This is a genomic window from Herbaspirillum sp. 1130, assembly GCF_017833835.1.
In the GTDB taxonomy this organism is placed as follows: domain Bacteria; phylum Pseudomonadota; class Gammaproteobacteria; order Burkholderiales; family Burkholderiaceae_D; genus Herbaspirillum; species Herbaspirillum huttiense.
In genome coordinates, this window is the sequence record NZ_JAFICQ010000002.1 from 977394 (window position 1) to 989382 (window position 11989).

Consider the following 11989-nt stretch of genomic DNA (forward strand, 5'->3'; position numbering starts at 1 on the left):
AGTCCTTGCTAGAGGAATGAAAACGTAAAAAATCACAAGAAGCCAATCGAGAACCACGGCACGAAGGCGACGATCAGCAGGCCCACCACCAGCGCGCCGAGATACGGCCAGATGCGCTTGACGGCGACGTCCGGATGCACGCGGCCGATGGTGCAGGCGGCGTAGTAGCCCAGGCCGAAGGGCGGTGCGAACAGGCCCACGCCCATGGAGAGGATGATGACCATGGCGTAATGCACCTCATGCACGCCGATGGCCTTGGCCACCGGGAACAGCAGCGGCGCGAACAGCACCATGGCCGGGATTCCCTCCAGCACGCTGCCCAGCACGATGAAGGCGGCGATCGACACCAGCAGGAAGCCATACTTGCCCCCCGGCACACTGGTCATGGCCTCAGCCAGCGCATGCGAGAAGCCCGACTGCGTCAGCGCCCACGACATGCCGGTAGCGGTGCCGATGATGAACAGGATCGCGCCCGACAAGGCAGCCGTATCGACCAGCATCGGATAGAGCCGCTTCCAGTCGAACTGGCGATACACCAACAGACCCGCCACCACCGAATAGGCGATGCCGATGGTGGAGACCTCGGTGGCCGTGGCCACGCCTTCGACCACGGCAGTGCGGATCAGGATCGGCAGCAGCAGCGCGGGCAGGGCGATGATGAGCGTGCGCAGCACTACGCGGCCGGGCGCGCGCTGGATGCCTTCGAGAATCTCGGCGCTGCGCCAGCGTGCCAGGATCGCCAGCAGCACCGCCAGCACGATGCCCGGCATGATGCCGCCGGTGAACAGCGCCGCAATCGATACCCCTGCCACCGAACCGATGGTGATCAACACCAGCGAGGGCGGAATGGTCTCGGCCATGGCACCCGAGGCCGCCAGCAGCGAAATGAGTTCGCCCTCGTGATTGCCACGGCGCTTCATCTCCGGCAGCAGCACCGGGGCCACGGCCGCCATGTCGGCGGTCTTGGCGCCGGAGATGCCCGAGACCAGCAGCATCGCCCCCAGCAGCACGTAGTTCAGGCCGCCGCGCACGTGACCCAGCAGCGATGCCAGGAAATCCACCATGGCCTTGGCCATGCCGGTCATCTCCACCAGATGGCCCAGCAGGATGAACAGCGGCACGGCAAGCAGGATCAGCGAGGACATGCCTTCGTCGAAGCGCCCCGCCACCACGGCCAGCGGACTGGTGGTGACCGTGAGCATGAAGGCCACCGTCGCCAGGCCGAAGCAGAAGGCGATGGGAATGCCCAGCAGCACCGACACCCCCAGTACCACACCGAAGAACACCACCAGGTTCCAGTTGCCGATGGCCTGCAGCCAGCCTGCGCCCAGATACATGGCACCGGCCACCACGGCCAGCAGGACCACCACGCCGGCCAGGTCGACCAGCTTCTGGCGCGAGATACGCAGCAGCGACAGCGCAATCATCAGCGCCGCACCGACCGCCACGGCCGCCGCACGCACGGTGTTGGGCCAGCCCAGCGCCGGGGTCTGTACGAACATTTCGTCTTCGGCGTATTCCCACATCGGATGCATCAGGATCAGCAGCATCACGCAGGGCGCGATGATGGCCAAGGCTTCGGCCCAGGCCTTGCCGCGTTCGCTCATGAAACCCACCAGCACGGTGGTGCGCATGTGGGTACCGCGCCGCAGGGCCACGGCCGCGCCCAGGTTGGCAAGCCAGAGGAAGAGGATGGACGCCAGTTCATCGGCCCAGGGGATCGGGTTGTTGAAGATGAAGCGCATGATCACGCCCGCCAGCAGGACCACCACCTCGCCCACCACCAGCGCCGCGGCAGGAATCTCGATGGCCAGGCCCAGCCAGTTTTCCAGGCGCGCCGCCAAGGAGCGATCATCCGTCACCGGCTGCTCCAGCGACAGGGCGCTCATCCCAGGCTCCCGACGGCGTTCTGCAGCAGCTTCCATGCATCGTCGCCGAACTTGGCGCGCATGTCCTTGTAGAAGTTGGCCTGCGCCAGTGCAGCCTTGAAGGAATCCTTGTCGGCCTCGATGATCTGCACGCCCTTGCCCTGCAGGTCATTGCGGGCGAAGCCGGCCAGCGAGGCGATGTCGGCGCGTTCATCCGTGGCGGCCTTGTCCAGTTCGCGGCGCACGATTTCCTGGATGTCCTTGGGCAGCTTCTCGAAGGCGCGGCGGTTGCCGAGGATCCAGTAGGCATCCCACACGTGATTGGAGATGGTGCAGAACTTCTGGACCTCGTACAGGCGTGCGGTGCTGATGATGGCCAGCGGGTTTTCCTGGCCTTCGACCAGCTTGGTCTGCAGCGACGAATAGACTTCGTTGAAGTTGATCGGCGTGGGGCTGGCACCGAGCGCGGTGAAGAGCGAAGTCAGCATCGGTGCCGCCGGCACGCGCAGCTTCAGGCCCTTGAGGTCGCCCGCAGTCTTGATCGGTTTGGTCGAGGTGGTGATCTGGCGGAAGCCGTTGTCCCAAGGTTTGGACATGGTCAGCAGCCCCACCTTCTCGATCTGCGCACGCACATAGGCACCCAGCGGGCCATCCATGGCCTGCCAGACTTCCTTGTAGTCGTGGAAGGCGAAACCGGTGTTGACGATGCCGGCTGCCGGCACCAGGGTCGACAGCACCACGCTGGCCTGGTTGAAGAATTCCACGCCGCCATTGCGGATCTGCGACATCAGGTCGGTATCCGAACCCAGCTGGTTGGCCGGGAACAGCTTGATGTCCAGCCGGCCGCCGGTGGCTTCACGGATGCGGTCGATGGCCTGCTGCGCACGCTTGTTGACCGGGTGCGACGGATCTTGTCCAGTGGCGAACTTGTAGTTGAACTCGGCCGCATGGGCCGGACGGCTCATGATGGAAAACAGCGGCAGCGCCGCGCCCACGGCACCGGCCTTGAGCAGCTGGCGGCGGCTCAGGGCGGTCTTGCCGGGTTTGCTGTTGTCTTGGGTCATGTCTGGTCTCCTGTTTGTTCTGATAGCGGGAAAGATGCCGGCCAGGCCGGCGTGCGAGCATTAAGCTGTGTTTAATGAATCAGCATTCCACCATTAACGTCCAGCGTGATGCCGGTGCAATATTGCGAGAGGTCGCTGCCGAGGAAGACGCAGGCACCGCCGATGTCGTCGGCACGGCCCAGGCGCGCCAGCGGAATGGTCTCGGCGATCTCGGCCTTCTTTTCTTCGGTGAGCTTGCCCTTGATGATGTCGGTGCCGATCAGGCCGGGGGTGATGCTGTTGACGCGGATGCCTTCCGGGCCGAACTCGCGCGCCATGGCACGCGCCAGCCCCAGCACGCCGGCCTTGGCCGCCGAATAGTGCGGCCCCCCCAGGATGCCGCCGCCGCGTTGCGCCGACACTGACGAGATGCAGATGATGGAACCGCTCTGCTGCGCACGCATGGCCGGCAGCACCGCCTGCGACATGTAGAGCGTGCCGCGCAGGCTGACATCGAGGATGCGGTCGTAATCCGCACCGGTGATCTCCAGCGTCTTGACGGGTTGGGTGATGCCGGCATTGTTGACCAGGATGTCGATGCGGCCGAACTGCTTGACGGCCTGGGCGATGGCCGCCTCGCAGGAAGCCTTGTCGGTCACGTCCGCCACCAGCCCCAGATGCTGGCTGCCGATGCGGGCGGCAGCACCGGCCGGATCGGCTTGCGCCAGGTCCAGCACCACCACGCGGGCGCCTTGTCCGGCCATCAGGCGCGCGGTGGCGTAGCCCAGTCCGTTGATTCCTGCACCGCCGGTGATGACGGCAACCTTGTCCTTGAGCAGCATGTCGTGTTCTCCAGATGTTTGCGTTGAAGTGAGCAACAGCGGAGACAGCGCGGATGCGCGATGGCGCGTGCAGCGTGCAGCATGCAGCATGCAGGGCTTTGACCATGTCTCCGTTTTTGTTCTGATGCGCATGGTCGAACTTTCCTCGCCTGACGACAAGCGAAGTCTCGTCATGTTAAAGTGACGGATCATCATCTTAGCCAGAGAGCCCGTCCATGGCCGTTCTCCCGCCGTTACCCAACCTCCAGGCCTTCGAAGCGGTGGCCCGGCGCAAGAGTTTTGCGCTGGCGGCGGCCGAGCTGCACCTGACCGCTTCGGCAGTAAGCCATCAGGTGGCGCGGCTGGAGTCCTATCTCGGCATTCGCCTCTTCGAGCGCAGCGCGCACGGCGTGCGCATCACGACGGCAGGGGAGAGTTACCTGGCGCGCATCCAGGGGGCGATCTCGGCCATCACGGCGGCCTCCATGGATGTGCGGCAGGGCGTCAGCAATACGCTCTACATCCATTCCGCGCCCAGCATCGCCAGCCTGTGGCTGATGGCGCGGCTCAATGATTTCGCGCGCACCTATCCGGAGATCACCTTCAATCTCTCGGCGGCGCATTCGCAGAGCAATTTTGAATTGGGCGAGGTCGATATCGACATCCGCTACGGCATTCCCAACTGGCCGGGACTGGTGGTGGAGCCGCTCTTTGAAGAGCGCATCGTGCCGCTGGCCAGCCCGGCTTTCATCCGTGAGTACAAGCTCAAAAAACCTGCCGATCTGCTGGGCGTGAAGCTCATTCGCAGCAACGTGAGCGTGGTGCAGTGGTCGGACTGGTTCGGGGAATTTGCGGACGTGCGTCCGCCGGAGCAGTTCGCGGTCCGTTTCGACCGCGCACAGATGTCACTGGATGCCGCTACCCAGGGATTGGGCGTGGCGCTGGAGAGCGCGACCGTGGCCGCGCGGCACATCGAGGAAAAGAAACTGAAACCGGTCTTCGGACTGGATCGCGCCATCAAGGTCAAGGCGCACTTTGCGGTCTACCCGGCGCATCATGCACGCCGGCCTGCGGTGGCTGCGTTCCTTGAGTGGCTGCGTGAGCAGGCCGAAGTGCAGGATTACTGAGCGGCCTTCTGCTGCCGCGCCACTTCCTTGCGCTTCATGGAGAGATAGTCCTCGCGGCTCACCTCATGCAACTGGCGGGGATATTGTTCGGTCGCACCGTACCAGGCCGTCAGCCGCTTCTCCAGCCGTTCTCCGGCCGGTGCTTCCAGGCCGGACAGATAGGCATCGATGGCCAGGTAATAGCGCATGGTATTGCGCTCCACCGTGGCGCGGCTGCCCGAGACATACTGCGGCTGTCCGTTGGCCTCGCGCTTGACCACGCTGAAACCGACCTTGTCGCGGCCGGCCGTCATCAGGTAGGCACGCAGCGCCAGCTTGCTGGCCATGCCATAGGAATAGGCATAGCTGAAATGCAGGAAGGAGCGCTTGTCATCCAGCGGAATGGCTTCAATCTCGATGCGATAGTTGGAGGTGTCCAGCGGTCCCTTGTCGGCCAGCATCGAGGACGAAAAATAATCGGCCGCGCTGGCCCCGCCGTGATAGCGCAGGTCGACGCGGTAGGTATCGTTGAGATCCTGTTCGGTCTTCTTGCCGACCTGCATGCGCAGGGTGGTCTTGCCGTTCTCGCGCATCATGCGGCAATACTTGGTGTTGAGGTGCAGGATGAGGATGTCACACCAATGATCGGGGTTGTCCAGTGATTCGCGGACTTGCGCAAAGGGATAGCTCAGCACGGCATAGATGTCGCCCTTGACGTTGCCGCCTTCCTCGCGCGAATTCAGGTAGAGCGGGCGATGGTAAGCGTTGTTGCTGAGCTCGCCCTGCAGTTCTTCGTAACGGCTCTTCATGGCGACCGCACCGGTCTGGGTTTGGGCATGTGCCCAGCTGCCGGCCGCCAAGGCACAGGTGGCAGCCAGCAACAAGCGTGAGGTCAGACGGGACAGCATCGATCGCAAACCGGACTCCTTCTCGATTTCAGTACACTCGTTCATTCACCGGCGTCTCCCGCCGCGCTCAAAGCAGGCGGGACCAGACGCTGGCACCAAATTCCTTCATCCTCTCACTGATCGGGCGCTGCTCCCATTGTTCCTTTGTGATCTCCTTGGAGGCGCCAAGATCCCGGTCGAACATGGTCTTGGTCTGGGCACCGAATTGCGGGCTCAGGATCACGGCATTGATTTCCTGGTTGTAGACGAAGCTGCGCCAGTCGAGGTTGGTCGAACCGATGGTGGACCAGACGCCATCGATGAGCGCGGTCTTGGAATGCAGCAGCGCGTCCTGGCGCTCGTAGATGCGCACGCCCGCTTCCAGCAGTTCGCTGTAGAAGGAGCGCGAGGCATAGAGCACCAGCGAGGAGTCGCTGTGCGAGGGCAGGATCAGGCGCACATCCACGCCGCGCCGGGCCGCATCCTTGAGCGAATCGCGCAGTTGCGGATCGGGCACGAAGTAGGCATTGGTCAGGTAGATCGAACTCTCCGCATGTTGAATGGCCGAGATGAAGGTGGCGTAGATGATGCTGTAGGGATCATCGGGCGAGCTGCCGATGGCGCGCACGATCTCGTTGCCGGCGGGGGCGACGGGCGGGAAGTAGCGATGGTCCCCGAGGTCGGGACCGCGCTGCTTGCCCCAGGTCTCGATGAACAGCTTCTGGAATTCCAGCGCTACCGGGCCATCGATGCGCACCTGCGTATCACGCCAAGGGATCTGCTCGCCGTCCTTGTTGAGCTGCGGTTTTTTCTTGCGGGTGCTGAAGGACCCGCTGGAATACACGCTGCTGATGTTGATGCCGCCGACGAAAGCGGTCTTGCCATCGACCACCAGCAGCTTGCGGTGATCACGCTGGTTGACGGCCCAGTCCTTGCGCAGCTGCGTCGGATTGATCGGATTGAATTCCAGCACATGCACGCCCGCATCGATCAGGGGCTGGAAGAATTCGCGCGGGGTATTGATGCTGCCTACGCTGTCATACATCAGGTTGACCTGCACTCCCTTTTTCTGCATGGCGATCAGCAGGTCGGCAAACTGGCGGCCGACCTCATCGTCTTCCATGATGTAGGTTTCCATGTTGATGTGATAGCGCGCGGCCTGGATCGCCTGCTGCATGGAGGCATAGGTGGCCGGGCCGTCGATGAGCAGCGTGACCTTGTTGCCGGTGACCAGCGGCGAGCCGGTGATGGCGCCTTCGATGGCCACGTGGCGGTCCAGCAGGGTGTTGTCGGCATTCTGCGCGCGCAGCTTGTCCAGCGCGGCCTTGGCCTGTGCCTCGGAGAGCACGCCGCGTCCGCCCTTCATCTGGATGGTGCGGGCCGATTGCGTGTCCATGTCGGGCACGATGGTGGGCAGCGAGCTGCATGCGGCCAGCATCAGCGAGCTCAGCAGCAGCGCGAGCCCGGCGGCGGACCAGCTCCTCAATCTCATTTTCTTGTTGGTCATGGAAGGATCCCGGTTGGGCGCTGCCATGGACCGGGACGCTGTCCGGCGTCGGCAGGCAACGCTGTGCGGACGAGTATATGCCCGGCTGCAGCGCCGTAGCGCGGCCGCAGGCACGAATCGGAACTGTCCTACAAAGGAAAGCGGGAGCTGCCTACAGGGGGGCGCGGGCGCTGTTGCATCCCGCAGGAGGAGGGGCGGATGGATCGACGATCCATCCGGCGGGAATCATCAGTAAACGTCGCGGCGATAGCGATTCTGTTCGATCAGGGCATGCAGGCCGGCTTCGCCCAGCAGGTCCGTGAGGACGGCATCGACACCGGCGGCCATGCCTTCCAGGCTGCCGCAGACGTAGATGACTGCGCCCTGGTCCAGCCACTGGCGCAGCTCGGGCCCGGCTTGACGCAGGCGGTCCTGTACATACAGGCGTTCGCTCTGGTCACGCGAGAAGGCGAGATCAAGGCGCGCCAGGCGGCCGTGTTCCAGCCAGTCCTGCAATTCATCGGCATACAGGAAATCGTAACTTTCGTTACGTTCTCCAAAAAGCAGCCAGTTGCGGGACTGCGTTTCTGCGTGCTGCATGCGTGCGCGCAGATGGCCGCGCAAGCCGGCCAGGCCCGAGCCATTGCCGATGAAGATGGCCGGCGTATCGGCCGCGACCGGGGCGAAACCGGCGTTCTCCACCAGACGCAGATCGATGGAGGCATCGCCTGGTGCAAATTCGGTCAGCCAGCCGGAGGCCAGTCCCAGTCCGTCTTCATGCCGGACCTGGCGCACCAGCAGGTGCACCGCGCCATCCTGTGGGACCGAGGCCACCGAGTACGAACGCGCGGCCAGGGGCTGCAACTGGTCGGCCAGGGCTTGGGCTTCCCGTGCGGGATGCGTGGGAAGCACGCTGCAGGCCAGCGCGTCGGCCAGCGTCTTTTGGCGGCCTTGATGGCTCACCATGGTGCTGCCCTCCAGCTGCAGTCGCTGCAGCAGCAGGGCAATACGATCCGGGGCGTGGCGCGGCAGGATCTCGACCAGTGCACCGGCTTGCCAGTCGGGCAGGCTGCTGTCCTGCGGCTTTAATTCCACGTGATACAGCGGCGCACCCTGGCTGCCCGGATTCATGAGCACGCGTCGTGTCAGCTTCCATTGTTGCCATGCCGGTGCAGTGGTGGGCAGGAGTTCGCTCACATTCGCCTGCAGTCCGTGGGCGGCCAGTTCAGTTTCCCATTTGCGCAGCGCCACGCCGGCCATGCGGTCCACTTCCACCAGCGGGAACAGGGGCTTGGCCCCGCACTGGCGCAGGCCGTGGTCGAGGGTGTGGCCGAAGCCGCAGAACTGCGCGTAGTGACGGTCGCCCAGCGCCAGGATGGCGTAGTGCACGTGGGCCAGCGACTGCCCTGCGGCCTGGCGCAGGCGCTTTTCAAAACCGCGTGCACTGTCGGGTGCATCGCCTTCGCCAAAGGTGCTGGCGATGAAGAGGATGCGGCGGTGATGGCGCAAACTCTCCGGCGTGCTCTGTGCCAGCGCTTGCAGTTGCACGGCGATGCCGCTGCGGCGCAGGCCGGCGGCGGTATGCAGGGCGATGCGCTCGGCCTGGCCGGTCTGCGAGGCATAGGCCACCAGGACCGGTTCGCCTTCGGGAGCGGGTGCCGTGCCGTTGAGGCTGGCACGTTCGGCGCGCAGCGCGGCTTTTTTGCGGCGGCGGTCGAGATAGAGCATCCAGCCGGTAATGCCGAAGAGCGGCATCATCAGGCTGGCGATGGCCATGATGATGCGGCCCGGCAGGCCGAAGTAAGTGCCCATGTGCAGAGGATAGATGGCGGCGATCAGCTTGCCGCCATTGCTCTTGTCCTCGTAGCGTTCCAGCTGCCGGACCTCGCCGCTCTGCGGCAGGACCACCATGCGGCTGCGGGCGCGCTCATGGGGCGCACCGTGATCGAGGAAGAAGATCTGCACCGGCTGTGATCCCTGTTCCGGCAGGCGCAGCTGGGCGCTCTGGTAGTTGGGGGCTTTGGCCAGGAAACTGTTCCAGGCCTGGGTCAGTTCCAGCGGGATGGCTTCGTCCGCTGCGGGTTTCTTCTTGCCTTCGCCGCGTTGCATGGCGGGGCGGCGGCTCTCGCCGGCCAGCGTATTGAGGCCGTCCTTGAACCAGTCCAGCGCCCAGTAGGCACCCGTGATGGAGAACACGACATACATCACCAGCGACCAGGTACCGATGACCGAATGCAGGTTCCACAGGAAGGAGCGGCCCTGCAACTGGAAGTCCAGCCGCAGCCAGGCGCGCAGCGACAGCGGGCGGCGCGGCCAGCGCAGGTAGAGGCCCGAAAGCGCCAGCACCAGCAGCGCCAGTGCCAGCGTGCCCAGCACGATCTTGCCGATCTCGGTGGGCAGCAGCAGCCAGCGGTGGAAGTGCTCGATGAACTCGAAGAATTCCGCGCCTGTCACCGGCGGCAGCAGCGCGCCGGTATAGGGATCGGCATAGCGCACCTCACCGCGCCGCACCCCGGGCGGCGGCGCGAAGACCACGCGGGCCGAGGCGCCGGGTTCAGAAGTGAGGGTGAGGGTGGTGACGCGACGGGCCGGTTCGGCCTCACGCAGTTTGTCCAGCAGTTGCTGGGGCGTGAGCGTGGCCTGCTGGCGCACTTGCACATGCATCACGCCGGGGCTCAGCGCCTCCATGATTTCTTCGCGGAAAGCCAGCACGGCGCCGGTCACGCCGATGGTCATCAACAGGGTGCCGGCAGTAATGCCGATGAACCAGTGCAACTGGAACCAGATCTTCTTGAACATGTATCACTAGGGCGGCGAGAGGCGCGCAGGCGCCTTGTTGGTCTTGTCTGCCGGGCCGCAGCGGGGGCGACCGGCGGGTCAGGCCGCTATTATAGTTCAGATGAAAATGATTCTTATTGTTGTTTTGGGTGGCGTGATGTAGCTGTCCGTACACAAAACTCTTCGAGCTCCATCATGAATTTTCCTTGAGGAAATTATTTGCCAGTCTTGCTGGTTAACCTGGCCGACCAAGCCAGGAGCGCATGTTGCCGGAAATTCTCCTGCCATCTTCAAAAAATTCCTTAAGTGGAATATAACTTCAGGGGAATAAAGCATGCAATGCGAGGTAGAATTTACCGATGAATTCGAAGACTGGTGGGATCGGCTCAATGATGCTGAGCAGACGTCCGTGGCTGCCTACGTCGGCCTGCTGGAGAAAAACGGACCCGCTCTCAGACACCCATACAGTTCTGGAATTCTCGGTTCCAGGCATGCGCACATGAGAGAGCTTCGGATCCAGCATGCCGGAAGACCTTACCGGGTGCTCTACGCATTTGATCCATTGCGGCATGCGATCCTGTTGATTGGCGGAGACAAGACCGGAAACCATCGTTGGTACGAGCACACCATCCCTCTCGCGGACAGGCTCTACGACGTTCATCTCGACACACTGAGCAAGGAGGCAGTCGATCATGGCAAAAAAATTTAGTGAATTGCGCGCCCGCATGCATCCTGAGGCGCAAGTGCAGGCAAACGCAAGAACCGAATCCATGCAGACCTGCATCAAATTGCAGGCATTGCGCAAGAGCCTGCAAGTGACGCAGGCCAGCCTTGCCGCGAGTTTGAATATTCAGCAGGCAGCCATTTCGAAGATGGAAAGTCGTGATGACCTGCTAGTGAGCAGCGTCATGGACTTCGTGCGGGGCTTGGGCGGTCAATTGGTGCTGACGGCAACGTTCCCAGGCAACAAGACGTTTGATTTGACACCCGAACCGGTGAAGGTCCTGCGCGCGCCCATTGCCGTTACGGAAAAGCCTCGAGCCAAGATGCGCCGACCGGGCAAGGCAAGCTGACTTCAGTGTCTCTCCGCTACAGCATCCAGCCACCGGGACGTAGCGTGGCTGGGGCGACATCGGCAAGCTCGTTTACCCCAACATCATCTTCAACAGGGTCCGAGTCAAACTGCTCCCGGTATCGGCCGCCACATCCACCACGCTCAGGTGATGTTGCCCGGGCAGCGGCAAGACTTCCACCGCATGTCCCGACTGCCGCAGCGTGGCCGCATAGAAATCGCGCTGGCGCAGGAATTCCGCCGATTCATCGTCGCCCGCACATAGCAACGCCTGCACGCCATTGGGCATGGCGAGCAATTGCGGGCTGGCCTGCTGGGCGTCCGAGGGCGAGAGGTGCAGCACTTCGTTCAGATAGGACAGCCGCACCGGTTCCAGGTCATAGATCCCGCTGATGCCGCACACGCCGCGCACCGGCGCGGCACCCAGCGAAGCAATCAGCGCGGCCAGGTGGGCACCGGCCGAGTGGCCCATGAGCCAGATCGCATCCGGATCGAAGCGCAGCGCCGCGGCCTTGGCATACAGCATGCGCAGCGCGCGCCCGCAGTCGGCGGCGATGTCGCCCATGCGCACCTGCGGGGCCAGGCGGTAATTGATGAGGGCCACGTTGATGTCCTGGGCCAGGTAGGGCAGGGCCAACTGGCTGAACTGGTGCTTGTCCAGCGAGCGCCAGTAGCCGCCGTGGATGAAGACCAGCAGGGGCCGGCCATTGCTGCGCCCGGGAAAGAAATCCAGCGTCTGCAGCGCATCCTCGCCGTAAGGCACATCGGTCAGATGCGGATGCGCTTGCCGCGCCGCTTCTCCCTCGCGCGCAAAGCGGTCGAAATACGCCTGGAAATCCGTAATACGCAGGCGCACGTTGTACTGCTCGTCCAGCGCCTCGCGGTCATAGTCGCGGTAGATGTTCATGTTGTCTCCCCGGCCTTCTGG

10 protein-coding genes are annotated in these 11989 nt (G+C 63.5%); 3 read left to right on the forward strand and 7 right to left on the reverse strand.

Annotated elements, in window-relative coordinates:
• Positions 1-32: 32 nt before the first annotated feature.
• The 3 genes from JOD78_RS13185 to JOD78_RS13195 all read right to left on the reverse strand — a co-directional run bounded on the left by JOD78_RS13185 (position 33) and on the right by JOD78_RS13195 (position 3753).
• The gene (locus tag JOD78_RS13185; RefSeq protein ID WP_121044201.1) at positions 33-1889 is read right to left on the reverse strand and encodes a TRAP transporter large permease subunit; all 1857 of its coding nucleotides are present in this window, start codon (positions 1887-1889) and stop codon (positions 33-35) included.
• Positions 1886-2932 (reverse strand): TRAP transporter substrate-binding protein, encoded by a 1047-nt coding sequence (locus tag JOD78_RS13190; protein ID WP_209567781.1) that lies wholly within the window; start codon positions 2930-2932, stop codon positions 1886-1888. Before JOD78_RS13190 ends, JOD78_RS13185 begins: the two co-directional genes overlap by 4 nt.
• A gap of 71 nt (positions 2933-3003) precedes the next feature.
• The gene (locus tag JOD78_RS13195) at positions 3004-3753 is read right to left on the reverse strand and encodes an SDR family NAD(P)-dependent oxidoreductase (RefSeq protein WP_034332119.1); all 750 of its coding nucleotides are present in this window, start codon (positions 3751-3753) and stop codon (positions 3004-3006) included.
• 215 nt (positions 3754-3968) lie between these two features.
• Between JOD78_RS13195 and JOD78_RS13200 the strand changes: the two genes are divergently transcribed.
• Positions 3969-4859, forward strand: a complete 891-nt coding sequence (locus JOD78_RS13200; protein WP_121044196.1) for a LysR substrate-binding domain-containing protein — start codon at positions 3969-3971, stop codon at positions 4857-4859.
• On the opposite strand, the gene JOD78_RS13205 is transcribed toward JOD78_RS13200, so the two are convergent.
• The 3 genes from JOD78_RS13205 to JOD78_RS13215 all read right to left on the reverse strand — a co-directional run bounded on the left by JOD78_RS13205 (position 4853) and on the right by JOD78_RS13215 (position 10010).
• Entirely contained in the window at positions 4853-5791 is a 939-nt protein-coding gene (locus tag JOD78_RS13205; protein WP_134137169.1) for a hypothetical protein, read from the reverse strand. The two genes, JOD78_RS13200 and JOD78_RS13205, sit on opposite strands and share 7 nt — an antisense overlap.
• Positions 5792-5813: 22 nt before the next feature.
• A complete protein-coding gene (cls, locus tag JOD78_RS13210) occupies positions 5814-7232 on the reverse strand; it encodes a cardiolipin synthase (protein WP_121044786.1) in 1419 nt (472 codons plus the stop codon).
• Between the two features lie 228 nt (positions 7233-7460).
• Positions 7461-10010, reverse strand: a complete 2550-nt coding sequence (locus tag JOD78_RS13215; RefSeq protein WP_209567779.1) for a PepSY domain-containing protein — start codon at positions 10008-10010, stop codon at positions 7461-7463.
• A gap of 313 nt (positions 10011-10323) precedes the next feature.
• On the opposite strand from JOD78_RS13215, the gene JOD78_RS13220 reads away from it, so the two are divergent.
• Both JOD78_RS13220 and JOD78_RS13225 read left to right on the forward strand, forming a co-directional pair.
• Positions 10324-10698 carry a type II toxin-antitoxin system RelE/ParE family toxin gene (locus JOD78_RS13220; protein WP_134137167.1) on the forward strand — a complete coding sequence of 125 codons (375 nt, stop codon included), beginning with the start codon at positions 10324-10326 and terminating at the stop codon, positions 10696-10698.
• On the forward strand, positions 10682-11062 hold the full coding sequence (locus JOD78_RS13225; RefSeq protein ID WP_121044185.1) for an XRE family transcriptional regulator: 381 nt from the start codon (positions 10682-10684) through the stop codon (positions 11060-11062). The genes JOD78_RS13220 and JOD78_RS13225 overlap by 17 nt, the downstream gene beginning before the upstream one ends.
• A 72-nt stretch (positions 11063-11134) precedes the next feature.
• Here the strand turns inward: JOD78_RS13225 and JOD78_RS13230 are convergent, their stop codons facing one another.
• Positions 11135-11968: an alpha/beta hydrolase gene (locus tag JOD78_RS13230; protein WP_209567777.1), complete on the reverse strand. Its 834-nt coding sequence runs from the start codon at positions 11966-11968 to the stop codon at positions 11135-11137.
• Positions 11969-11989: the final 21 nt, after the last annotated feature.